Origin of the sequence: Tsukamurella pseudospumae (genome assembly GCF_001575195.1) — a bacterium.
In the GTDB taxonomy this organism is placed as follows: domain Bacteria; phylum Actinomycetota; class Actinomycetes; order Mycobacteriales; family Mycobacteriaceae; genus Tsukamurella; species Tsukamurella pseudospumae.
In genome coordinates this window covers 712,838-735,731 of record NZ_LSRF01000001.1, presented here as the reverse complement: position 1 = coordinate 735,731, position 22,894 = coordinate 712,838, and the positions used below count along the sequence as shown (strand labels likewise).

The following is a 22,894-nucleotide window of genomic DNA, read 5'->3' as shown; positions in this document are numbered from 1 at the left end:
GCCGCCGCGGTGACCGGCGACTAGGGTCGACGGGGTGACGGAAACGAAGATCCTGTTCGACTGCGACACCGGCATCGACGACTCGATCGCGCTGCTCTACCTGCTGAGCAAGCCCGAGGTGAACCTGCTCGGGATCGTCTCGTCCGCCGGCAACGTGCCCGCGCCGCAGGTGGTCGAGAACAATCTCGGCTGGCTGGAACTCCTGGGCCGCAGCGACATCGACGTCTTCGTCGGTTCGGACGCGCCGTTGGCGACGCCGCTGATGACCACCGAGGAGACGCACGGGCCCTTCGGCGTGGGATACGCCGACCTGCCCACGCCCGGCCGCGGACCGTCGGACGTCCCGGGCGCGCAGGCGTGGTCGGACCTGACCCGGGCGCACCCCGGCGAGGTCGTGGCCCTGGTCACCGGCCCGTGCACGAACCTCGCCCTGGCACTGCGCGACGACCCCGGCATCCTGACGCGGCTGCGCCGTCTGGTCATCATGGGCGGCGTCTTCTGGCATCCGGGCAACACCACGCCCACCTCCGAGTGGAACGTCGCCGTCGATCCGGAGGCGCTGTGGGAGGTGCTGCGCGCGTACGGCGAGCTCGACGGCACAGGCACGCCCCTGCCGATCCTCTGCCCGCTCGACCTGACGGAGACCATCGAGCTCACGCCCGACCACGTCGTGCGGCTCGCCGACGCCGCCGGGTCCGGCCCGGCCGAGGTACTCAGCCCCGAGGATCCCGACGGTACGCGGTCGGCCGCGAGCGATCGGGTGATCCGCGCGGCGTCGGATGCGATCCGTTTCTACTTCGAGTTCCACCGCGACCACGACCTCGGCTACATCGCGCACATGCACGACCCCTTCGCCGCCGCGGTCGCACTGGACCCGGCGATCGCGGAGACCCGTTCGTTCCCGGTGGACGTCGAGCTCACCGGATCGCTCACCCGCGGCACGACCGTCGCCGACGTGCACGGCGCGTGGAACCGCCCGGACACGGCGCAGATCGCGGTCGCCACCGACCAGACCGCGTTCTTCGACGACCTGGTGGACTCGATCGCAGGGCTCGCCCGTGGCCGCGACTGACGGGCAGATCGCGGCGTTCCTCGCCGTGGCGTCGGAGACCCTCGACACCGTCGACTCCGTGCTGGCCGACCTCGACGACCGCACGGTGAATCACGCCACGCCGGGCGGCAACTCGGTCTTCGCTCTGGTGACGCACATGGGCGGCGCCCTGGGCTATTGGGGCGGGTCGCTGCTGGCCGGCGAGGACGTCCCGCGGGACCGATCGTCCGAGTTCGTCGCGACGGGCACCGTCGACGAGGCCCGGGCGATCGTGCGAGGCCTGCGCGCGGACCTCCCGCGGTGGGCGGGCGTGGCGGCGACGGGTATCCGCAATCCTGCGGCGACGGGGACCACGCGGCGCGATGCGGCGACCGCGACGCCGGAGTGGGTGCTCACGCACATGCTGCGCGAGCTGACCCAGCACACCGGACACATGGAGATCTGCCGCGACGTCGTGGTCGCTGCCGCACACTGACTCCCATGATGATTCCGAAGGCGATCGCCGAGGGTGTTCGCGACGGCACCGTCACCACGCAGTACCGCCGGTGGGACACGCCCCGGGTCAAGGTGGGCGGCACGCAGGTCACGCCGGCCGGGGTGCTGCGCTTCACCCGGGTCACGCGGGTGCCCGACGTCGAGAGGATCAGCGACCGGGCGGCGCGCGCGGCCGGGATGAAGGACGCCGCCGCGCTGCGGAGGGCGCTGCGGCCGCGGGATCCCGACGCGCCCCGCCGGGAGCGGTCCGCCCGCGGCGGCGAACACGTCTACCGGATCCACCTCGAGTACGCCGGCGCGGACCCGCGGCTCGCCCTGCGCGAGGAACTGCCCGACGATGCCGCGCTCGAGGCCCTGGCGGTTCGCCTGGCCCGACTCGACAAGCGGGACTCCGGCCCCTGGACCCGCGACATCCTCACGTGGATCCGCGAGCACCCGCACGTCGTGTCCAAGGAACTCGCGGCCGAGCGCGGCGTGGACCTGCTGCCCATGAAGGTGGACATCCGCAAGCTCAAGGGCATGGGCCTGACCATCAGCCACGAGGTCGGCTACGAGCTCTCGCCCCGCGGCGCGGCGTACCTGAACTGGCTGGAAGACCGGTAGATCGCGCCCGCCGTGCGTCCTACGCTCAAGCGAAACCGCTGGCAAAGCGAGGCGACATGACGGACAACGATCAATCCAAGCCCTGGGTGAGCCTTGCGGATGCCCTGACAATGAAGGAACCCATCAGCGACGAGGCGAGTGACGCGTTCGACGCGATCCTGGAGGAGATCCGCGAGCAAAGTCGACGGAAGCTCCCCCGGGAAATCGAGTTGGACGACTGATCTTCGGTGCGTGTCATCACCGACACGCCGACGTGCAGTCACCGAGACGCACCAAAGATCGGACAGTTGGGCGGGCCGAGTTCACCCGCGCACCAGGAGTGGCTTCACAACTTTCCAAGCGTTCTGCGAAGATTCCGCGAGCGGAGGTCGCAGAACGCTTCAGAAGATGTTGGGCACGAGCGTGTTCGGCGCGCTGTCCATATCGGCCAAAATCGCGGAGCCGTTCGCAGGACTGCCGTTCGCAGGACACAGTCCGACCGCCCCGCGCCGACACGCACTGAGAATCGGTCCGTCAGGCCGGCTGCTCCGATTCCGCGGCGACCTCCGCGGTGGACTTGGCCCAGCGGTAGTCGGCCTTGCCGGCCGGGGTCCGCTTGACCTCGTCGACGAAGACGATGGTGCGAGGCACCTTGTAGCCGGCGAGCTCACTGCGAGCGAAGGTCTGCACGTCCTCGACCGAAGGACGCTCCTGCCCCTCCGCCACCGAGATGACGGCCGCGACCCGCTGGCCGTACCGCGCGTCGGGCACCGGGACCACGAGGGCGTCGGAGATCGCGGGGTGCCCGTGCAGGGTGGCCTCGACCTCCTCCGCGTAGACCTTCTCGCCGCCGGTGTTGATGCACTGGCTGCCGCGGCCGAGGAAGACGATGCCGCCGTCCTCCGCGGGGTACCCCATGTCGCCGAGCACCGAGATCCGCCGGCCGTCCGCGAGCGTCGGGAAGGTGCGTGCCGACTTCTCGGGATCGTTGTAGTAGCCGAGCGGCACGTTGCCGACGCGGGCGATGAAGCCGACCGTGCCGGGCGTGGTGATCTCGACGAAGGACTCGTCGACGACCATCATCTTCTCGGTGGGCGGGGCCTTGAGGTTGCCGTTCTCGTCGAGCGTCATGACGCCGTCGTTGCCCGACTCCGACGCTCCGAAGTTGTCGCGGAGGATCAGCTCGGGCTTGATCGCGGCCATCCGGTCGCGCACGTGCTTGGACCAGATGGCGCCGCCCGACGTGATCGAGAACAGCGACGAGAAGTCGGCGGTGTCCTTCTGCTTCTCCATCTCCTCGACGAGCGGGATACCCATGGCGTCGCCGACGATGAGGATGGTCTGGGTCTGATCGCGCTTGATGTTGCCGACGATCTGCTCGGCCTTGAAGTCGCGCTCGAGGATCACGCGCGAGCCGAGCACGAAGAAGGTGAACAGCGAGTACGCGGCCGCGCCGTGCATGAGCGGAGCGGCGATGAGGAAGGCCAGCGGCGGGAACTGCTTGGCGCCCTCGCCGACCTCGTCCAACGAGGTCCGGGGCTCGCCGCCGTAGGGCACGCCGGCGGAGAGCGGCTTGCGGAAGAAGTCGTCGTGCTGCCAGACGACGCCCTTCGGGTAGCCCGTGGTGCCGCCCGTGTAGATGATGTAGTGCTCCTCGCCGGTGCGCGGCTCGAAGTCCCGGGCCGTGGAGCGGGATGCCGCGTCGGCGAAGGGCACGAGCGCGACGTCGGGCGCACCGTCGACCGCGTTGGCGAGCTCGGGGTCGATCTCGCCGACCACGAAGACGGTCCGCAGGTCGGGCAGCTTGCCGATGAGGCCGGCCAGCGTGCGCTGGTGCTCCGGCATCTCCACCACGATGCCGCGTGAGTCCGAGTTGGTGAAGATGTACTCGAGCTCGGGCCCGGTGTACCGGTAGTTCACGTTCACCGGCACGGCGCGGATCTTGATCAGCGCCACCAACGACTGCACGTGCTCCACACTGTTCTTGAGGAACAGCGCGACGTGGTCGAAGGCGCCGATGCCGTTCGCGGCGAACAGATGCGCCACCTGATTCGCCTGCGCGTCCATCTCGGCGTACGAGGTCTGCTCACCCTCGTAGCTCAAGACCACTCGCTCCGGAACCGCGTCGACGACCGCCTCGAAGATGTCGGCGAGGTTGAACTTCATGCGCACTCCTGTTCCTGACCTGCGAACCCGTCCAGCTCGGCAGAACGTGTTCTAGTTGTAACAGGTTCTACCGCGCCGCGGGGCGGAATCGGACGCAACTCGCCGTCGATCGTCCACGAATATCGCTCACGGCGCGGGGAATCCTCGTCAGAATCTCGTTCGCAGACCACAGTTGTCGCCCATGACGACCTCCCTCATCGCTCCCCCGACCGACGCGGAACTCGATGCGACCTTCGGCCCGCTGTACGCCCGCATCGCCGAGGGCGCAGTCGCCCGCGAACGCGACCGCGAGCTCGCGCACGAGCCGATCGCGCTGCTCAAGGAGGCCGGTTTCACCGCCCTGCGCGTGCCCCGCGAGCTCGGCGGTGGCGGCGTGACCCTGCGCCAGTTCTTCCGTCAGCTGATCGCCCTGGCCGCCGCCGACTCCAACATCCCGCAGGCGCTGCGCGTGCACCTCAACTTCGTCGAGGACCAGCGGCTGGCGAACACGCCCGCGGGCGACGGGTGGCTGCGGGCCGTGGTCGACGGCACCGTCGTCGGCAACGCCATCACGGAGCCCGGCGCCGGGTCCGTCGGCGGCTACGCGACCACCCTCACGAAGGACTCCGCGGACGGATACCGCCTCAACGGCACCAAGTTCTACTCCACTGGGACGCTCTACGCCGATCAGATCCTGGTGGCCGCGGACCTCGACGGCGAACGCGTCGGCGTCCTCGTCGACGCGGACGCCGAGGGCGTTGAGAAGGTCGACGACTGGAACGGCTTCGGCCAGCGCCTCACCGCCAGCGGCACGACGGTGTTCACCGACGTCGCCGTCCCCGCGGACCGTCTGCTCGGGGCCGGCTACGGCGCGCCCGGCGCGACGTACGCCACGTCGTACCTGCAGCTCGTCCAGCTGGCGGGCCTCGCGGGCATCGCGCAGCGGGCCACCGACGACACCGTCGCGTGGGTGCAGGCGCGCACCCGCACCTTCTCCCACGCCGCCGCCGACCTGCAGCGCCACGACCCGCTCGTGCAGCAGGTGATCGGCAGGCTCTCCAGCGCCGCCTGGGCGGCGAAGCAGTCCGTGCTCGCCGTCGCCGACGTGCTCGACCGGGCCCTGGCGGACCGTCGGGTCCACGAGGACCTGGTGCCGGAGGCCGAACTGGCCGCGGCACACGCCCAGCTCGCCGTGATCGACCTCGTGCTCAAGGCGACCAGCGACCTGTTCGAGGTGGGCGGCGCGTCCATCGTGGACGCGGACCTCCGCCTCGACCGGCACTGGCGCAACGCCCGCACCCTCGCGGTGCACAATCCCGCGATCCAGAAGGCCCGCGCCGTCGGCGACCTGCTGCTCAACGGCGCCGACCTGCCCTACGCGTGGAACGCCGGTTCCCGCACCGAGAACGTCCGCTAGCCACACCACCGAAAGGCACGACCATGACCCAGGCACGTATCGCCATCATCGGCGCCGGAGTGGTGGGAGCCACCGCCGCGCTCGTCCTCGCCCGCGCCGGGCACCCGGTCGATCTGTACAGCGACCGGACCGCCGAACAGCTCCGCGACGAGGTGCCCGCCACCGGCACCGCGGTCCTGTTCGGGCACTCGCGCGACGTCGACCACACCCTCGTCGAGGAGCTCTACGCCGACGCGCCGCTCTCCACCGGCATGAACACCCGCCTGAACACGGGCGAGCCGGGCGCGCTGCAGGACGTGCTCGCGTTCGATCCCGACTTCACCTACACCGCTGCCGGGATCGACGTGCGCCTGCGTGCGTACGACCGGATCCGGCTGTTCGAGCAGGCCGGCGGCCGTTTCCACGTCGAGACGGTCACCCCGGAGAATCTCGACGACATCGCCGGCGCGCACGACCTGACGCTCGTCTCCACCGGCAAGGGCGGACTGTCCGGCCTGTTCCCCGTCGACGAGTCGCGCACCGTCTACCGCTCCCCGCAGCGACACCTGCTGGCGGCCGCGTTCACCGGCCTCGGGCACGGACCGGACGTCTTCACCGCCCGCGGCCACGGCGCGGGGAAGCACAACGTGTTCAACCTGCACACCGATCACGGCGAGATCTGGATCGGCCCGTACTGGCACAAGGACGCGGGAGCGTCGTGGAGCGTGCTCGGGTTCGCCAAGCCCGACGGTGCCTGGGTCGAGCGGTTCGGCGAGGTCACGGACGCGCAGAGCGCCCTCGAGGTGGTCGTGAGCATCTACCGCGACTACTTCCCCGACGACCTTCCCGACATCGAGAAGCTGCGGGTCATCGAGGAGGATCCGAGGTCCTGGCTCCGCGGCGCAGTCACCCCGACGGTGCGGCAGGGCGTCGGGTACACCCGCGGCGGACGCCCCGTGGCCGCCCTCGGCGACAGCGCGATCGCGTTCGACCCGATCGCCGGGCAGGGCGCGCAGACCGGACTGATCCAGGTCGCGGCGCTGGTGGAGGCCATCGAGGCCCGCGAATCCGACTTCACGGCCGCATGGATCACTGACCAGTTCGACCGGCACTGGGAGGAGCGCGGTCACGCGGCCGCCGAGGTCACGCGCCTGTTCCTCGGTGATCCGGAGTACGCCTTCGTCGCCGGCCCGGTGTTCGCGGGCGCGGTGGCCGACGACGCCGTGGGTGCGGCCCTGTTCGGGCTGCTCTCCGAGCCGGCACCGATCCTCGACCTCAAGACCGACGAGGACGTCGAGCGGTTCATCGCGGACGCGCGCGCCGCGCTGGTGCGCGGCTGAGCCGGTACGGGGCGGCGACGTGATCACCGTCGCCGCCCCGTACGCCGCTCTCCGCCACTCCGTGTTCGCCCGTGACCACGCCGTGGCAGACTCGGGCGCGTGACGGTGCGCATCGGTCTGGTCGGAGCGGGTCCCTGGGCACGGGAGACGCACGCCCCGTCCCTGGCGGCGCACCCGGGAGTCGACTTCGTCGGCGGGTGGGCACGCGACCCGGCCGCCGCCGCGGAGGTCTTCCCACGCGCCTTCGACTCCCCCGCAGCGCTGTTCGACGCCGTCGACGCCGTCGCGTTCGCGGTCCCGCCGAACGTCCAGGCCCCGTTGGCGGCCGCCGCCGCCCGAGCCTGCAAGCACGTGATCCTCGACAAGCCGATCGCCCTCGACCTCGAAGGCGCCGTCGCGCTCGCGGACGCCGTCACCGCGGCCGGGGTCCGGTCGATCCTCGCGCTCACCCGCCGGTTCGCGCCCGAGACCCGCGAGTTCCTGGCCCGCGCGGCCGAGCTGCAGCCGATCGCCGCGGAGGCCCAGTGGCTCTCCGGCGCCGCGCTGGCGGGCAAGTTCGCCGCGTCCGCCTGGCGTCAGGACGAGGGCGCGCTGTACGACGTCGGGCCGCACGTCATCGACCTGGTCGACGCCGCCGTGGGCACCGTCGAGGGAGTCGCCTCCGCCCGGTACGACGCCGGGAGCGATACGTGGACCGCGCAGCTCACACACGCCGACGGTGCCGCCTCCACCCTGTCGCTCTCCCTGCGGACGCCCGTCCTGCCGACGGTGATGCGGATCTCCGCGCACTCCGCGGCGGGCCTGGCCGTGCTCGAGAGTCGGGAGACGCCGTCGACCGAGTGCTTCCGCGTCCTGCTCGACGAGTTCCTCGCATCGATCTCGACCGGGGCCGATCACCCGCTCGGCGTCCTCCGCGGGCTGCACCTGCAGCGCGTGATCGCACAGATCAGGGCCGGGGCGTGTCCGCCGACTCCGTGAACCGCACCCCGGCGACGCCGCCGAGACCCCCCTGGGACGCCGACATCGCGCGCGCCTTCATCGACCGCTCATCCGACGGCTTCTTCGTGCACGACGAGGACGGCCTTCTCATCGAGGTGAACGACGCCGGGTGCGCGAGTACCGGCTACACCCGGGACGAGCTGCTGCACATGCACCTCCTCGATGTCGTGCAGGTCTCGGCCGAGGAGGCCGGCCGCAACCTGGACCGGGCGCGCGGCGGCGCCTCGCTGGTGATCCCGGCGATGATGCGCCGCAAGGACGGGAGCGACTACCCCGTGGAGGTGCACCTGCTGTACCTCACGCTCGACGGGCGCCCGGTCGTCGCCGGGATCACGCGCGACATCACCGCGCGGGTCGCGTCGGATCAGGCCATGGACGAGGCTCGGCGCAGGCTCGAGGAGCGCGTGATCGAGTCGCGGTCGTCGTCGCAGCGTGCCACCGAGCTGCTGCAGGCGGTCATCGACACGGCGCCCGACCTCGTCTACATCAAGGATCGCGCGGGGCGCTACCAGTACGTCAACGCAGCGGTGGCCGGGCTCATGGGCGTGCGTGCGCAGGACGCGGTGGGCCACGACGACACCGTGCTGTTCGCGGCGATCGCCGAGACGCTGATGGCAACGGACCGCACCATCATGGAGACCGGGATCGGGCACGAGGTCGAGGAGTACGTCGAGGTCGACGGGACGCGCCGGACGTACCTCTCGAACAAGGCGCCCTACCGCGACGGCACCGGCGAGATCGTCGGCCTCATCGGCATCTCCCGCGACATCACGACCAGCCGGCGCGACCAGGCCCTGCTCCGGCGCGCCGAGCAGCGCTGGCAGTTCGCGATCGACGGTGCCGGCGACGGCATCTGGGACCGCGACCTCACCACCGAGTCCGTGTTCTACTCCGAACGCTGGAAGACGATGCTCGGCTACGCCCTCGACGAGGTGGACGACACCGTCGAGGCATGGCAGCAGCGCGTCCACCCCGACGACGTGGCGACCTGCACCGCGGTCATGCGGCCCGTGCTGCGGGGTGAGATCGAGGAGTTCTCGTTCGAGCACCGGATGGCGGCCAAGAACGGCGAGTGGCGCTGGATCTCGGCGCGCGGCCGCGTGATGGAGTCCCGGCCGGACGGCACGCCGACCCGCCTGATCGGCACGCACACCGACATCACCGACCGCAAGCGCGCCGAGGAGGAGATCCGCGTACTGAACCGCCGCCTGCGCTGGCGTGCCGATCACGACGACCTGACCGGCCTCCTCGGCCGCGCGAGTTTCATCGAGCGCGCGACGGTCGTCGTCGGGGAGCGCCGCCTCGACGGCGACGCGCTGGCCGTCCTCTGGATCGACCTGGACTCGTTCAAGCGGATCAACGACTCGCTCGGCCACAAGGTGGGCGATCAGGTGCTCCAGCTCGTCGCGCAGCGCCTGCTGGACGCGAGTCTGCCGAGTGACCTCGTCGCGAGATTGGGCGGCGACGAGTTCGTGGTCCTCCGACCGCGCACCGACGCCGCCGACCGTTCGGAGGACTGGGCGGAACGGGTGCGGGTCGCCATGGCCGAGTCCGTCGACGTCGACGGGCTGCAGTTGTCCGTCACCTGTTCGATCGGCCTGGTCGAATCCCCGGCCACCGACGACGGCATCACGCAACTGCTCATCGACGGGGACCTGGCGCTGCTCCAGGCCAAACGGGACGGCCGGAACCGGATCGTGCGGCACTCGGCCGGGCTGCGGGCCCCCCAGCAGAAACGGCTCGCGCTCGTGACCCACGTGCGGGAGCGGATCGACGCCGGCGACGTGATCGTGCGCTACCAGCCGATCGTGGACCTGGCCACCGGCGCGATGGTCGGTGCGGAAGCCCTGACCAGGATCGTCGGCCCCGGGGGCGAGGAACTCGCCCCCGGGGACTTCCTCCCCCACCTCGAGGCCCTGGGCCTGCTGCCGAACCTGGCGCGGCTGGTGCTTCAGCGCGCCTGCGCCGATTTCGCGGCCGCGCCGGAGCTCGGGTGGGTCTCCGTCAATCTGGCCTCGGAGGATCTCGCGGACCCGCTGCTCCCGCACGTGGTCGAGCGCGCCCTGAAAAGCAGCGGGCTGGCCCCCGACCGGCTGATCCTGGAGATCAACGAGCGCGTCGTCCCGGAGCGGCACGTGCTCGCCGCGACGCACCGGCTCGTCGAGCTGGGGGTCCGCATCGCACTCGACGACTTCGGCACCGGCTGGTCGAGCCTCGCGCAGCTGCGGTACCTCGATCTCGCGCTGGTCAAGATCGACCGGTCCGTCGTCGTCGCGTCCACCGGGCACGACGATCCGCAGCTCGAGGCGATGCTCGACGCGGCGATCGCCATGGCGCGCGCGCTCCGCCTCGACGTGATCGCCGAGGGCGTCGAGACCGCGGAGGAGTCGGCGGCGCTCGCATCCGCCGGCGCGCACTTCGCGCAGGGCTTCCTGTGGAGCCGCGCCGTGGATCGCGAGGAACTGGGTCGCTGGCGCACCCGAGCGCTCCGGTAGGCGCGTCGACGCCGGGGGTGCCGCCCCGTCGCGGCGCTACCCTGGGAGCATGGCGAGCCCCGGCGATCACCCGCAGACCCCGCAGACCGACCCGACGGCGCCCGGGGGCCCCGGCGCGGAGGAGGCGCCGATCGACGCGGAGGTGGTCGACACGCTGCCGGTCGCGCCCGCGGGGCCGACGGCACCGTCGTACGCGGAGGTCACCGGCTACACGCCCGCCGGTGTGCCCACCTTCGACCACGTGCGCGAGAAGATCGAGCGCCGCACCACCACCGCGCTGGGCGCCGAGGAGCTCGCGCACGGCACGACGGCCGGGCAGGACGCCGAGCGGGCCTTCGCCGAGCGGGAGAAGGCGGCGAAGGCCAAGCTCGAGGAGATCCGGCGCTCACTCGGCTCGCCCGCCACACCGCCGGACGCGCCGGGGGCGTAGCGACCGCGCGTCAGGCCAGGTTGCCGGACAGGTACTCCGCATAGGCGGGCAGGTCGAGCTGGCCGTGCCCGGAGAGGCCGATGACGAGCACCTCGTCCGCGTTCTCGCGGGCGTAGTCCGCCGCCGCCGCGATCGCGTGGGTGGACTCGGGGGCCGGGACGATGCCCTGCGTGCGGGCGAACAGCACGCCCGCCGCGAAGGCGTCGTTCTGTTCGACCGCGCGGCCCTCGACCAGTCCGAGCTCGACGGTGTGGCTCAGCGCCGGCGCCATGCCGTGGTACCGGAGGCCGCCCGCGTGGATCGGGTCGGGCACGAAGTCCATGCCGAGGGTGTGCATCTTGAGCAGCGGCGTCAGGCCGGCGACGTCGCCGTGGTCGTAGCGGTACTCGCCCTTCGTGATCGACGGGCACGCGGCGGGCTCGACGGCGACCACCCGCGGGTCCTGCCGGCCGTGGATCTTCTCCCGGAGGAACGGGAAGGCGAGACCGGCCAGGTTGGATCCGCCACCCGCGCAACCGAACACGACGTCGGCCCCCTGCTCGTGCTGGGCGAGCTGCTCGACCGCCTCGAGGCCGATCACGGACTGGTGCAGCACGACGTGATTGAGCACGCTGCCGAGCGCGTAGCGCGCCTCGGGATCCTTCGCGGCGACCTCCACCGCCTCGGAGACGGCCATGCCGAGGCTGCCGGTGGTGTTCGGGTCCTTCTCCAGCATCGCGCGGCCGGACTCGGTGAGGTCGGACGGGCTGGGGTGCACGGTGCCGCCGTAGGTGCGCATGAGGTGCCCGCGGTAGGGCTTGGAGTCGTACGAGGCGCGCACCTGCCACACCTCGACGTCGATGCCGAACTGCGCGCCCGCGAAGGACAGCGCGCTGCCCCACTGGCCGGCCCCGGTCTCGGTGGTGAGCTTGGTGACCCCGTCGAGATGGTTGTAGTAGGCCTGGGCCACAGCGGAATTGGTCTTGTGCGAGCCGACGGGGCTCACGCCCTCGTACTTGACGTAGATCCGGCACGTGGTGCCGAGAGCCTCCTCGAACCTACTGGCCCGGATCAGCGGCGACGGACGCCACATGGAGAGGATCTCCCGAACCGGCTCGGGGATCTCGTGGTACGCCTCGGTGGACGCCTCCTGCGCGATCAGGCCCGTCGCGAACAGCGGCGCCAGGTCCTCGGGTTGCACCGGCTCCTTGGTGCCGGGGTGCAGGTGCGGCGGGATGGGCGTGTCCAGCTCCGCGGCCAGGTTGTACCAGTGCGTGGGTACTCCGACGGTGGTGATGTCCTGGTGCGCAGCGGCGTCCGAGAGTGTCATGCGTCACAGCCTAGAAGGGCCGCTCCCGCGGGCCGCCCCGAGGTCGCCGGATCCGCCGCGGGCTGCCGGGCCCTGCGATCCCGGACCTCCGGAGATTCCCGCTTTCCCGCAGTTCGGCGACGCACGATGAGTCATTCTGCTGAAATGGTGCAGACGCGCGGGCCGGCGCCCGGAGCCCGCTCGACCGAGTAGTACGGACGTCGCCCGGACCGCCGACGGTGAGGGCGCCGTGCGGATCGCGAACGTCCTGGGCGACTTCTCCTCCGTCTCCGACCGCGGGACCGCGTTCGCGCCCTTCGTCCGCCGCGAGCCCGAACGCGCCTTCCGCGTGACGACCACGCGGGCCGGTGGCGTGCAGCACCGCATCCTCGAGCGGATCGTCGCCGTGATCGACGCCGAGGTCGCCGCGGGGCGGTACGTCCCGGAATTGCCCGTCGATCTGCTCGCCTACGTCCTGCTGCGCACCGCCGAGGCGTTCGTCTACTCGCCGATCATCACCGGCGAGGAACCCGACTCCGAGAAGGTGCGCCTCTCGTGCGCCGCGCTGCTCGGTGTGGCCGCGCACTTCCTGCCCGCGGGCGTCGGCGTTCCCGCCGGTGCCGGCCGCGCGTGAGCCGGGCTCAGGTCCCGACGAGCGCCGCGGCGGCGAAGTCCCCCGCGTGGGCGAAGGCGGCGAGCACCACGTTCTCCCCCGCGCCGATCCGGCCGTCCCCGCGGGCGGTGGCGAAGGTGTGCGGGACACCGACGGCGAACAGATTGCCGCACTCGTCGAAGGTGTCCGGGTGCCGTTCGGGCGGGAGCTCGAGGGCCTCGCGCCAGTTCCGCAGGAAGGTGCGGTTGGGCTGATTGGTGACGAGGTGGTCCACCTGCGGCCCGGTGAGGCCGCCCGCCGCGGCCGCCGCCAGCGCGACCTCGGGCACCAGCCGGTTCCCGCGGGCAAGCACCTTCGCGATCTTGGCCTCGGTGAAGCCGACGTGCAGCTGTCCCTCGCCGGCCTCCCAGTACTTCCGCGGCGGCTCGACGGCGGCCGTCATGTCGCCCGCGTACTCGCTGTGCTGCGCGAGTACGACGTGGCGCACCGTCATCCCGCCCGCCTCCGGATCGGCGACGACGAGCGCGGCGGCGGCACCGTCGCCCGGGATGGCGGCCTGGGGCAGGTTCCGCACCCGGTCCTGGGTGAAGACGTTGCCGGCGGCGTTGGTGGCGGTGAGCAGGAGCGCCGACCGGGCGGTTCCGGCGGCGAACATCGTGCGCGCGAGCTGCAGCATGAGCAGGAACGCCGCGCAGCCACCGTTGTGGATGTCGAGAACCAGCGACGGGTGCATGCCGAGCCGGCGCGCGACGTCGCCGCCGCACCCGACGACGGGGAGGTCCGGCAGCTGCGAGTGACTGAGGATCACGTCGGCCTGCAGCGCGGCGTCGCCCACCTGCTCGCGCAGCCGGTCGATCGCGGTGCACATCAGCTCGACGTTGGACTCGGTCGGCGCCGCGTGGTGCCGGAACGCGGGCGGCGCGAACATCGGGTTCGCGGTGAGGGTCCGGCTGTCGGCGTCGGCGAACTCCCGGAAGTAGTCCGCGGGCACGCGGTTCTCGGGGAGGTACGAGGCGAGCCCGACGATGCGCGGGGTCGCGGCCGGGGCGCTCATGAGGACATCCAGTCGGGCTTGACGGGCTGTCCGTGGGCGTGGCGGTGCTCGGCGATGGCCTTGAGGTTCTCCAGTTCCATCATGTGCCCGGCGCCGAAGGTGTCCCACAGGTCGCCGACCCACACCGGCCGGCCGGGCGGTGCCGTGTCGGGGTACGGATTCTCGTCGTAGAAGGGGTGGTGGCAGTTGTTCCAGAGCACCACCGATCCGGGCCGGTTCAGCACCGTCTGCGCGTCCACGACCCGCATCAGGTAGATCATCCAGAGGTGTTCCCCCTGGTCCCAGGCGCAGTGGTAATCGACGGTCCGCGCGTCCGGATGCGCGACGGTCCGCGTGTAGATCTCGGTGTCGGCGCCGAGCATGTCCCGCGCCACCCACAGCCCGGGCTCGTCGGTCTCGCGGAAGCCGCGCAGGCTGTAGGTCCACTCCTCGAGGGAACGGGTGTCGGAGAGCCAGTGGAAGAGCTCGTCCGGCGGTGCGTTCACGTACGACTGGACGGGGCAGAAATCGCCGTAGATCTGTTGGTGCGGGTACACCGACCGCATGCGGTCGACGAGGATCGGCTGGGCCACCGGGCGGGGGTGGCTCTCGATCCGGATCGTCCCCTCGATGTCGATCGTCGGGATCATCGGTGCTCCTTCGCGGTGTCGGGCAGAAGTGCTGCGAACGGTGGGATCTCGGCGGGGTCCGTGGCGATCTCGAGGACCGACGGTCCGCCGCCCCGTCCGGCCAGCAGGTCGGCGAACGCGGCCCGGGCACCGTCGGGCGTGGTGGCCGAGCGGGCGCGCAGGGACGGGAACATCGCGGCGAGGCCGGCGCCGATCAGGCTCGGGCGGAACCGGTTGATGCTGGTCAGGTCGGGGAAGAACTTGTCCTCGCGGGCCACGCACATGCCGTGCGCGTCGTTGTTGAGGACGACGAGCACGACCGGCGCGCGGCCCTCGATCGCGGTGTGGATCTCCATGCCGTGCATGAAGAAGGCGCCGTCGCCGGCGAGGATCACGGTGGGCCGGCGGGTGGCGATGGCGGCGCCGATTCCGGCGGCGATGCCGTGCCCCATGCCGCCCATCCCGAGGGCGACGAGGAACCTCTCCCCACTGCCGAGCGGCAGGCGGTGCACCGCGGCGGCACCCGCGTTGCCGGCGTCGGCGAAGACCAGCGCGTCGGCGGGGATCGCCGGCGCGAGGGCATCGACGGCGTCGGCGCAGGTCATGATTCCGGAGTCGTTCCGGGGTACCAGGATCGGTTCGGGGACGATCGCGGTCCACGCCGCGCGGGTGCGTCCGCCGACCGCGGCGGCGAGGGCGCGGGTGTAGGCGGCGAGGTCGCGGCTCGACTCGTGGAGTGTGACCTCGCGCAGCGGCGGCTCCGCCCCGACGTGCACGGTGCAGGTGACGTCGATGACCGCATCGAGGCCGCTGCGGTCCATCAGGTCGAGGTCGGTGCCCAGCGCGAGGACCAGGTCGGCGTCCGCGGCGGCCCGGGTCACCGAGGGGTGCCCCATCACCCCCGCCACGCCGACCACGCCGACGTCCGGTGCGGCGTCACGGCCGTTGGGCGTCACGGCGACGACGGCGCCGGTGCGCGCCGCGAGCTCCGCCACGGGGCCGGCCAGGCGCGCCCGCGACGCCGCCTCGCCGAGCAGGAAGAGGGGCCTGCGCGCGGCGCGGACGGTCCGGACCACCTCGTCCGACGGTGCAGCACTCGCCCGCGGCGCGGCGGTGCGGTGCGGCAGGCCCGGGCACGGCGCGAGCTGGACGTCCTTGGGGAGCAGCAGCGCGGCGGGCAGGCCACGCTCGAGGGCGTCGAGGGCACCGTCGAAGGCGGGTCCGAGGTCGTCCGGACCGGCGACCTTGGCGGCGAAGCCGGTGACACCCCGCAGCACGGTCAGCACGTCGACGGTCCGCGGCCCGGCGCACATGTCCTGGAACGCCCCACGCCCCTCGCCGGTGGTCGGCGGGCTGCCGATGAGCGCGAGGACCGGAACGCGCGACTGGTACGCCTCGGCGAGGGCGGGAACGCAGTTCATCGCCGCGCCGCCGGACGTGGCGACGAGGCACGCCGGCCGACCCGTCATGCGCGTGGCGCCGTCGGCCATCGCGCCGGCACCGAACTCGTGCTTGGCGATGGTCACCGCGAGGCGACGGTCCGCGGGCGCGCGGAGCAGCGCGGCGAACAGATCCTCGGAATTGGCACCGTGGATTCCGTACGCGTTACGAAGTCCGTACGCGTACAACGCATTTGCGATCCACTCGGCAACATTTGAAGCCACAAGCGCCACAGTAGGCCGATGTGAGCTATCCCACAACACCGCAGCCGAACGGCGTCGACTTACCCCTGTCGCGCGAGCAGCCGCCGAGCGTAGTCCTCCGCGGCGGCGAGATCGGCGTCGGAGGGACGGCCGCGGTTCATGCCGCCGACCAGACCGAACGGCCCCATCGTGTCCCATCCGCGGCAGTGGTACACCTCGGGATCGACCCGGAACCCACGGCCTCCGAGCAGATCCGCAAGGCTGCGGGTGTATCGGCGCAACGGCGTCTCCGGCAGCCCGCTGGTCGCGTACACGAACGCCGCACCGCGCTGCCGGACCGGCAGTGACCGCACCAGCTCGACGAGCGCCGGATCGAAGGACATCCAGTACACGCCGGAACCGAATCCGATGAGGTCGGCGGCGTCGATCTGCTCCGCCGTGACCTCGGCGGGCGTCACCACGGCCGCGCCCAGCACCCCGCCGATCCGGTCCGCCACCTTCCGGGTGTTGCCGTGATGTGTGGACGCGCAGATCAGCATTGCCGACATGACCCCATCCTCACACGGGCGGGGGCGGCCTGTCTCGACGAGGAACTGACTCTCGAGTAAGTTCCTCTCCAACAGTTCCAACAGTCACGACGAAGGAGACTTCCATGGGATTCCTCCCCAAGAACCCGACCGAGATCATCGGTCGCGCGGATCGCACCCTCACCAGCGCAGACGAGACGCTCGGTCGCGTGGACGGCACGTTGAGCGAGGTCAGCGCGACCCTCGCCGGCGTCGACACGAAGTTGGGAACCGTCGACTCGACCCTCGCGAACGTCGACACCAAACTCGGCACCGTCGACTCGACGCTGACCGATGTCGACACCAAGCTGGGGACGGTCGACTCGACGCTGAGCACGGTGGACGGCACGCTCACCGAGGTGTCGAGCACGCTCACCGAGGTCAAGAGCGCCGTGGCGGACGTCAAGTCCCTCCTCGAGCAGCTCGACACCAAGCTCGCGCTCCTCGACCGAGTGCCGGACATCATCGAGAAGCTGGACGCGCTCGCCGCGAAGTCCTGACGATCCGGCGATGCCGGGGCCGGCGTTCGCGCGGGCCCCGGCACGTTCGCGCCCGCAGGCCCCGGACCAGCGGTCCGGGGCCTGAGGGCCTGCGTGATCAGCGCGGACCAGATTTCAGCGGGCAACCCGGGCATCACCAGCCATGAGAGCATGACTCATGCGCGCGCACTTGTTTCCGGGCGAGGCCGACCAATGGGGCAACGCCATGACCGATGCCTACGACGCACTCGAACGCGGCATCCAGCCCGCGGACGTGGCGGCGAAGCTCACGAGGGCCGGAATCGACGTGGACCCCGGGTGGCTCACCAGCCGGTTCGGTGCGGTGTCGCCCAGCGAAGCGGCGGTGGCCGCATATGTCGAGGCCCGTTCGGCCGACATTGCACGGCTCGATCCGACACGGGACGAGTTGGCGGACATGGTGCGGCGCATCATATCCGCGGACGCACTGTCCGAATGGTGGGTCGCGGTGCTCTCGGCGCATGTACCGCATCCGGCGCCGATCGACCTGATCTTCCATCCGGCCGCCGGTACACCCGCCAACGAAATGACACCCGAAGCGATCGTCGATCGAGCGCTGGCGCACAGGCCGATCGAACTCTGACGTGTCAGCGGCCGTCGAAGGCGTCGAGCAGACGCTGGGCGGCCAACGCAGGTGTGAGCGAGCCGTCCTGGACTGCAGCCTCGACCCCGGACCGGACGGACCGCACACCGTCGGACTGCTCGACCCGGGACAGGACCGTGTCCCGGACCATGGTCCAGGTCCAATCGACCTGCTGTTGCCGGCGGCGGCGGTCGAACTCCCCCGCCTCCTGCAGCGTCGTGCGATGCCGGATGACGGCGTCCCAGAACTCGGGGATGCCGGTGCCCTCGATGGCGCTCTGCGTCAACACGGGTGGCCGCCACAGCGATCCGCGCGGGTGGATCAGCCGGAGCGCGCTCGACAGCTCGCGCGCGGCGACCCGGGCCTCGACGATGTGGTCACCGTCGGCCTTGTTGACCGCCACCACGTCGGCGAGCTCGAGCACGCCCTTCTTGATGCCCTGCAGCTGATCGCCGGTCCGGGCCAGGGTGAGGAAGGTGAAGGTGTCGACCATGTTCGCGACGGTGACCTCGGACTGCCCGACGCCGACGGTCTCGACCAGGATCACGTCGAAGCCCGCAGCCTCCAGCAGCACGATCGTCTCGCGCGTGGCCTTCGCGACCCCGCCGAGCGTGCCGGACGTGGGCGAGGGCCGGATGTACGCGCGCGGATTCACGGCCAGGGTGCCCATGCGGGTCTTGTCGCCCAGGATCGAGCCGCCGGAGCGCGTCGACGACGGATCCACCGCGAGCACGGCGACCTTGTGCCCCAACGAGATCAGGTGATTGCCCAGCGCCTCGATGGTCGTCGACTTGCCGACCCCGGGCACGCCGGTGATCCCCACGCGGGTGGCGATCGGCGCGTCCGGGGCGGGCGTGAGCGCGAGCAGCAGTTGCTGCGCGAGCGCCTGATGATCCGGGCGCCGCGATTCGACGAGGGTGATGGCCCGCGCCAGCACCGCGCGCTTGTCCGCGCGGACGCCCTCCGCGAGCTCGGCGACGGTGATCACGCCAGCTGGTACCCCAGCTTGCCGCCCAGCTCGTGCAGCAGGTTCACCGCGGCGTCCGCGATGACGGTGCCGGGCGGGTAGATCGCCGAGGCGCCGGCCGCGTACAACTCGTCGAAGTCGCCCGGCGGGATGACGCCGCCGACCACGATCGTGATGTCCGGCCTGCCCACCTCCGCAAGCGCGTCCCGGAGAGCGGGGACCAGCGTCAGGTGGCCCGCGGCGAGCGACGACACGCCCACCACGTGCACGTCGTTGTCGGCGGCCTGCTGGGCCACCTCCTCCGGCGTGGAGAACAGCGGGCCCACGTCGACGTCGAAGCCGAGGTCGGCGAACGCGGTGGCGATCACCTTCTGGCCGCGGTCGTGGCCGTCCTGACCCATCTTCGCGATGAGCACGCGCGGGCGGCGGCCGTCGGCCTCCTCAAACTTCTCGACCAGGCCGATGGCGGTCTCGATGTTGCCGGACGCGCCGGCCTCCTCGCGGTACACACCACTGAGCGTACGGATCTCGGCCTGGTGTCGGCCGTAGACCTGCTCGAGGGCGTCGGAGATCTCGCCGACGGTGGCCTTGGCCCGCGCCGCGTCGATCGCGAGCGCGAGCAGGTTGTTCTCGAGGTTCGCCCCGCCCTCGGCCGAGGCCGCGCGAGTGAGGTTCGCCAGGGCGGCCGTGACGGCCTCGGGGTCGCGCTCGGCCCGCAGCTGCTCGAGCTTCGCCAGCTGCTCGCCCCGGACCTTGGTGTTGTCGACCTTGAGCAGCTCGATCGCCGCGTCCTCGGGCACCTGGTACTTGTTCACGCCGAGCACCGGCTGCCGCCCCGAGTCGATGCGGGCCTGTGTCCGGGCGGCCGCCTCCTCGATGCGCAGCTTCGGGATGCCCTCGTTGATCGCCTTCGCCATGCCGCCGGCCTCGGTGACCTCGCGGATGTGGGCGCGGGCGCGTTCTGCCAGCTCGTGCGTGAGAGTCTCGACGTAGTACGAGCCGCCCCACGGGTCGATCGGGCGCGTGGTCCCGGACTCCTGCTGCAGCAGCAGCTGCGTGTTGCGGGCGATACGGGCCGAGAAGTCGGTCGGCAGGGCGATGGCCTCGTCGAGCGCGTTGGTGTGCAGCGACTGGGTGTGGCCCTGGGTCGCGGCCATGGCCTCGACGCAGGTGCGTCCGACGTTGTTGAACACGTCCTGCGCGGTGAGCGACCACCCCGAGGTCTGCGAGTGCGTGCGCAGCGACAGCGATTTGGCGTTCTTCGCGTCGAACTCCGCCACGAGCTCGCTCCACAGCAGGCGCGCGGCGCGGAGCTTGGCGACCTCCATGAAGAAGTTCATGCCGATGCCCCAGAAGAAGGACAGGCGCGGCGCGAACTTGTCCACGTCGAGGCCCGCCTCGATGCCTGCCTTGATGTACTCGACACCGTCGGCCAGCGTGTAGGCGAGCTCGAGATCGGCTGTGGCCCCGGCCTCCTGGATGTGGTACCCGGAGATCGAGATGGAGTTGAACTTCGGCATCTTCTGCGAGGTGTAGGCGAAGATGTCCGAGATGATCCGCATCGAGGGCGCGGGCGGATAGATGTAGGTGTTGCGCACCATGAACTCTTTGAGGATGTCGTTCTGGATGGTGCCCGCGAGCTTCTCGGGGCCCACACCCTGCTCCTCGGCCGCCACGACGTAGAGCGCGAGGATCGGCAGCACGGCGCCGTTCATCGTCATCGAGACGGACACGCCGCCCAGGTCGATGCCGTCGAACAGTTGGCGCATATCGAGGATCGAGTCGATCGCGACGCCGGCCATGCCCACGTCACCGGTGACGCGCGGGTGGTCGGAATCGTAGCCGCGGTGGGTGGCGAGATCGAACGCCACCGACAGCCCCTTCTGGCCCGACGCGAGGTTGCGGCGGTAGAAGGCGTTGGACTCGGCGGCGGTCGAGAAGCCGGCGTACTGCCGGATGGTCCACGGCTGGTTGACGTACATCGTCGGGTACGGGCCGCGCAGGAAGGGCACCGTCCCCGGGTAGGAGTCCACCGGGTAGCCGGCCGCCGCGACGGCATCGCGGTCGGCGCGGGTGTAGACGGGCTTGACGTCGATGCCCTCCGGCGTGGTCCAGGTCAGCTGGTCCGGGGTGTAGGCGTAGGCCTTGGCCGAGGCGTCCACGAAGGCGTCGACGTCGGCGCTCGACGGTGTCGCGCCCGGCAGGTCCTCGAACGGAACGTCGGCGAAACTGGCGATCTCGCTGGTCATCACGCCCCCAATCGGGTCAGCAGGTCGTCGAGCGCGGCGGCCGCGTCGATCTTCGCGTGCAGGTAGATGTCGATCAGGCCGTCGTCGACGGTGCCGGGCGCACCCGCGAGCAGCACGAGATTCCCCTCGTGGCGGAGCGCGCGAGCCAGCGCCTCGCCCTCCTCGGCGTAGCCCGGGTCGGAGCCGGCGAGCACAGCGATCCGCGCGCCGGCCGAGCCGTCGAGCGTGGCACTCCCCGCGGCCTGCTCGACCGCGTCCAGGACGGTCTCGATGCCGCCGGAGGCGAGCAGGTTGGTGAGGAAGGTGGACCGCCCGTTGTACTGGGCGACGGTGCCGATCGTGACCATCCGGATCCGCGGCCGCACGCCGTGCTCCCGGAGGAAGGCGTCGGAGCGGGTGCGCAGCGCCTCGAAGGGCGCGGCGTAGGACCGCACGACGGGGCCGTTCGTGGCCGCCGACGGTGCGATGGCCGGCTCGGCCAGGTTCGGGAACTCGTTGACGCCGGTGATCTTCTTGGCGCGCCGCGCGACCGCGGAGTCGCGACGGTCCGCGGCCTCGCCGAGGCGGGTGGCGATCGACTCGTCGGCGATGCCCCGGCCGAACCCGCCCGCACGCTCGACCTCCTGCAGCACGCCCCACGCGGCGCGCGCCAGGTCGTCGGTGAGGGACTCCACGTGCCAGGATCCGGCACCCGGGTCGACGACCCGACCGAGGTTGGACTCCTCGAGCAGCAGCAGTTGGGCGTTGCGCGCGATGCGGCGGGCGAACGCGGGCGAGTAGCCCTCGACGCCGCCGGGCAGGGCCTCGTCGTACTCCAGCGTGGTCACGTAATCGGCGCCGCCGACGCCCGCGCCGAAAGCGGCGACGGTGACGCGGAGCATGTTGACCCAGGGGTCGCGCTGCGTGGTGGCGGCCAGCGAGGTCACGGCGTGGACCGGCGCGTTGCCCGCCTTCGGCTCCCCCAGCTGCTGGGCGACGCGCGCCCAGACCGTGCGCCACGCGCGGATCTTGGTCAGGGTGAGGAACTGGTCGTCCGTCGCAGCGAGGCGGATCGTCAGCTGGCCCAGGGCGTCGGCGGTGGACAGCCCGGCGGCGGTGAGGGCGCGGACGTGGTCGAGCGCGGCCGCGGCGGTCAGGCCCAGCTCCTGCGCGCACGTCGCTCCGGCGTTGTGTAGGTCGGCACCGTCGACGACGATCGCCCGGACGTCCTCGACCCGCGCATCGGCGCTGCGGGCGAGCTCGGTCGCCTCGTCGAGCGCGATATCGGCGCGGCCCACGACCTGCGAGGTCAGCGGCGCGGCGCCCAGGCTGACGTGGACGAGGTCGGCGCGGTAGGCGTCGGACTCGGCGGCCTTGTCGAGGGCGGCGTAGACCTGTGTGGCGGCCTCGGCGGCACGGCCACCGGCCGAGACCAGGATCGGCGCCATGTCCGGGTACACGCCCTCGAGCAGCGGCGCGGGATCCGCGCGGGTGATCCAGAGCGCGCTCGCGCCGGACTCCAGCGCACCGAGCACGTCAGCGGAGTCGGTGCCCTCGGCGAAGCGCTCGGCGACCTTCCACCCCAGGCGGACGTCGGGCGTGGGGTTCCCGCCGCGGACGAAGGGGAAGGCGCCGGGCAGCGGGGCCTCGGGCAGTTCATCGCGCTGCGAGTACAGCGGCGCGATGTCGACGCCGTCGTCCTCGGTGGGGGTGGTCAGTGCTGCGATCGGGTCCTCGGGCGGCGTCCCGCCGCGCGACTTCGCGAGCACGGCACCGACCGAATCACGCCACGCGTCGTACGGGTTGTCCGCCACGAGACCTCCTCACCTGTGGCCCGGCACACGCCGGGTCGATGAGAACCCACGTTAACCGATTGCGCTTGCTACGCCCCAG

Annotated in this window: 21 protein-coding genes; 12 read left to right on the top strand and 9 right to left on the bottom strand. The window is 71.4% G+C overall.

Features of this window, described 5'->3' with window-relative positions; genetic code table 11:
- Positions 1–34 precede the first annotated feature (34 nt).
- Genes AXK60_RS03415 through AXK60_RS26755 form a run of 4 tightly spaced genes read left to right on the top strand, consistent with a single transcriptional unit; the run spans position 35 to position 2,370 of the window.
- Entirely contained in the window at positions 35–1,072 is a 1,038-nt protein-coding gene (locus AXK60_RS03415) for a nucleoside hydrolase (RefSeq protein WP_068569543.1), read from the top strand.
- Positions 1,059–1,526, top strand: coding sequence for a mycothiol transferase (locus tag AXK60_RS03410; RefSeq protein WP_068569542.1), 468 nt, complete (start codon positions 1,059–1,061; stop codon positions 1,524–1,526). The genes AXK60_RS03415 and AXK60_RS03410 overlap by 14 nt, the downstream gene beginning before the upstream one ends.
- Before the next feature lie 5 nt (positions 1,527–1,531).
- Entirely contained in the window at positions 1,532–2,149 is a 618-nt protein-coding gene (locus AXK60_RS03405; protein ID WP_068569541.1) for an ASCH domain-containing protein, read from the top strand.
- A gap of 56 nt (positions 2,150–2,205) precedes the next feature.
- On the top strand, positions 2,206–2,370 hold the full coding sequence (locus tag AXK60_RS26755; RefSeq protein WP_156485513.1) for a hypothetical protein: 165 nt from the start codon (positions 2,206–2,208) through the stop codon (positions 2,368–2,370).
- A gap of 292 nt (positions 2,371–2,662) precedes the next feature.
- On the opposite strand, the gene AXK60_RS03400 is transcribed toward AXK60_RS26755, so the two are convergent.
- The gene (locus AXK60_RS03400; RefSeq protein WP_068569540.1) at positions 2,663–4,294 is read right to left on the bottom strand and encodes an AMP-binding protein; all 1,632 of its coding nucleotides are present in this window, start codon (positions 4,292–4,294) and stop codon (positions 2,663–2,665) included.
- A 181-nt stretch (positions 4,295–4,475) separates the two neighbouring features.
- Between AXK60_RS03400 and AXK60_RS03395 the strand changes: the two genes are divergently transcribed.
- From AXK60_RS03395 to AXK60_RS03375, 5 genes are all read left to right on the top strand, one after another.
- Positions 4,476–5,690 (top strand): acyl-CoA dehydrogenase family protein, encoded by a 1,215-nt coding sequence (locus tag AXK60_RS03395; protein ID WP_068569539.1) that lies wholly within the window; start codon positions 4,476–4,478, stop codon positions 5,688–5,690.
- Positions 5,691–5,713: 23 nt separating this feature from the next.
- The gene (locus AXK60_RS03390; protein WP_068569538.1) at positions 5,714–7,009 is read left to right on the top strand and encodes a styrene monooxygenase/indole monooxygenase family protein; all 1,296 of its coding nucleotides are present in this window, start codon (positions 5,714–5,716) and stop codon (positions 7,007–7,009) included.
- Positions 7,010–7,108: 99 nt separating this feature from the next.
- Entirely contained in the window at positions 7,109–7,987 is an 879-nt protein-coding gene (locus tag AXK60_RS03385; RefSeq protein ID WP_068982471.1) for a Gfo/Idh/MocA family protein, read from the top strand.
- Positions 7,969–10,503, top strand: coding sequence for a sensor domain-containing protein (locus AXK60_RS03380; RefSeq protein ID WP_068569537.1), 2,535 nt, complete (start codon positions 7,969–7,971; stop codon positions 10,501–10,503). Before AXK60_RS03385 ends, AXK60_RS03380 begins: the two co-directional genes overlap by 19 nt.
- 49 nt (positions 10,504–10,552) lie before the next feature.
- Entirely contained in the window at positions 10,553–10,933 is a 381-nt protein-coding gene (locus tag AXK60_RS03375) for a PspA/IM30 family protein (protein WP_068569536.1), read from the top strand.
- A 10-nt stretch (positions 10,934–10,943) separates the two neighbouring features.
- Here AXK60_RS03375 and AXK60_RS03370 read toward each other — a convergent pair whose 3' ends face one another.
- Complete coding sequence (locus tag AXK60_RS03370) at positions 10,944–12,242, bottom strand: TrpB-like pyridoxal phosphate-dependent enzyme (RefSeq protein WP_068569535.1); 1,299 nt, start codon at positions 12,240–12,242, stop codon at positions 10,944–10,946.
- A 229-nt stretch (positions 12,243–12,471) separates the two neighbouring features.
- Here AXK60_RS03370 and AXK60_RS03365 point away from each other — a divergent pair, with 229 nt between their 5' ends.
- Positions 12,472–12,855: a QsdR family transcriptional regulator gene (locus AXK60_RS03365; protein ID WP_068569534.1), complete on the top strand. Its 384-nt coding sequence runs from the start codon at positions 12,472–12,474 to the stop codon at positions 12,853–12,855.
- A 7-nt stretch (positions 12,856–12,862) separates the two neighbouring features.
- Here AXK60_RS03365 and AXK60_RS03360 read toward each other — a convergent pair whose 3' ends face one another.
- Genes AXK60_RS03360 through AXK60_RS03345 form a run of 4 tightly spaced genes read right to left on the bottom strand, consistent with a single transcriptional unit; the run spans position 12,863 to position 16,687 of the window.
- Positions 12,863–13,888 carry a 3-oxoacyl-ACP synthase III family protein gene (locus AXK60_RS03360; protein ID WP_068569533.1) on the bottom strand — a complete coding sequence of 342 codons (1,026 nt, stop codon included), beginning with the start codon at positions 13,886–13,888 and terminating at the stop codon, positions 12,863–12,865.
- Positions 13,885–14,517, bottom strand: a complete 633-nt coding sequence (locus AXK60_RS03355; protein WP_068569532.1) for a hypothetical protein — start codon at positions 14,515–14,517, stop codon at positions 13,885–13,887. Before AXK60_RS03355 ends, AXK60_RS03360 begins: the two co-directional genes overlap by 4 nt.
- The gene (locus tag AXK60_RS03350; RefSeq protein ID WP_068982470.1) at positions 14,514–16,160 is read right to left on the bottom strand and encodes a thiamine pyrophosphate-binding protein; all 1,647 of its coding nucleotides are present in this window, start codon (positions 16,158–16,160) and stop codon (positions 14,514–14,516) included. Before AXK60_RS03350 ends, AXK60_RS03355 begins: the two co-directional genes overlap by 4 nt.
- A 59-nt stretch (positions 16,161–16,219) precedes the next feature.
- Positions 16,220–16,687, bottom strand: a complete 468-nt coding sequence (locus tag AXK60_RS03345) for a flavodoxin domain-containing protein (protein WP_068569530.1) — start codon at positions 16,685–16,687, stop codon at positions 16,220–16,222.
- A gap of 104 nt (positions 16,688–16,791) precedes the next feature.
- On the opposite strand from AXK60_RS03345, the gene AXK60_RS03340 reads away from it, so the two are divergent.
- Both AXK60_RS03340 and AXK60_RS25535 read left to right on the top strand, forming a co-directional pair.
- Entirely contained in the window at positions 16,792–17,205 is a 414-nt protein-coding gene (locus AXK60_RS03340) for a hypothetical protein (RefSeq protein WP_068569529.1), read from the top strand.
- A gap of 157 nt (positions 17,206–17,362) precedes the next feature.
- A complete protein-coding gene (locus AXK60_RS25535; RefSeq protein WP_068569528.1) occupies positions 17,363–17,806 on the top strand; it encodes a hypothetical protein in 444 nt (147 codons plus the stop codon).
- Between the two features lie 4 nt (positions 17,807–17,810).
- On the opposite strand, the gene meaB is transcribed toward AXK60_RS25535, so the two are convergent.
- The 3 genes from meaB to AXK60_RS03320 are packed head-to-tail and all read right to left on the bottom strand — an operon-like array spanning position 17,811 to position 22,815.
- Positions 17,811–18,791, bottom strand: coding sequence for a methylmalonyl Co-A mutase-associated GTPase MeaB (gene meaB, locus AXK60_RS03330; protein ID WP_082777807.1), 981 nt, complete (start codon positions 18,789–18,791; stop codon positions 17,811–17,813).
- Positions 18,791–21,022, bottom strand: coding sequence for a methylmalonyl-CoA mutase (scpA, locus tag AXK60_RS03325; protein WP_068569526.1), 2,232 nt, complete (start codon positions 21,020–21,022; stop codon positions 18,791–18,793). Before scpA ends, meaB begins: the two co-directional genes overlap by 1 nt.
- On the bottom strand, positions 21,022–22,815 hold the full coding sequence (locus tag AXK60_RS03320) for a methylmalonyl-CoA mutase family protein (protein WP_068569525.1): 1,794 nt from the start codon (positions 22,813–22,815) through the stop codon (positions 21,022–21,024). The genes scpA and AXK60_RS03320 overlap by 1 nt, the downstream gene beginning before the upstream one ends.
- Positions 22,816–22,894: the final 79 nt, after the last annotated feature.

Excerpts from the sequence above, each read along its gene's own strand:
- AXK60_RS03405 (WP_068569541.1), top strand. The coding sequence starts at position 1,532 with ATGATGATTCCGAAGGCGATCGCCGAGGGTGTTCGCGACGGCACCGTC.
- AXK60_RS26755 (WP_156485513.1), top strand. The coding sequence starts at position 2,206 with ATGACGGACAACGATCAATCCAAGCCCTGGGTGAGCCTTGCGGATGCC.
- AXK60_RS03400 (WP_068569540.1), bottom strand. The coding sequence starts at position 4,294 with ATGAAGTTCAACCTCGCCGACATCTTCGAGGCGGTCGTCGACGCGGTT.
- AXK60_RS03395 (WP_068569539.1), top strand. The coding sequence starts at position 4,476 with ATGACGACCTCCCTCATCGCTCCCCCGACCGACGCGGAACTCGATGCG.
- AXK60_RS03390 (WP_068569538.1), top strand. The coding sequence starts at position 5,714 with ATGACCCAGGCACGTATCGCCATCATCGGCGCCGGAGTGGTGGGAGCC.
- AXK60_RS03375 (WP_068569536.1), top strand. The coding sequence starts at position 10,553 with ATGGCGAGCCCCGGCGATCACCCGCAGACCCCGCAGACCGACCCGACG.
- AXK60_RS03370 (WP_068569535.1), bottom strand. The coding sequence starts at position 12,242 with ATGACACTCTCGGACGCCGCTGCGCACCAGGACATCACCACCGTCGGA.
- AXK60_RS03360 (WP_068569533.1), bottom strand. The coding sequence starts at position 13,888 with ATGAGCGCCCCGGCCGCGACCCCGCGCATCGTCGGGCTCGCCTCGTAC.
- AXK60_RS03355 (WP_068569532.1), bottom strand. The coding sequence starts at position 14,517 with ATGATCCCGACGATCGACATCGAGGGGACGATCCGGATCGAGAGCCAC.
- AXK60_RS03345 (WP_068569530.1), bottom strand. The coding sequence starts at position 16,687 with ATGTCGGCAATGCTGATCTGCGCGTCCACACATCACGGCAACACCCGG.
- AXK60_RS03340 (WP_068569529.1), top strand. The coding sequence starts at position 16,792 with ATGGGATTCCTCCCCAAGAACCCGACCGAGATCATCGGTCGCGCGGAT.
- AXK60_RS25535 (WP_068569528.1), top strand. The coding sequence starts at position 17,363 with ATGCGCGCGCACTTGTTTCCGGGCGAGGCCGACCAATGGGGCAACGCC.
- scpA (WP_068569526.1), bottom strand. The coding sequence starts at position 21,022 with ATGACCAGCGAGATCGCCAGTTTCGCCGACGTTCCGTTCGAGGACCTG.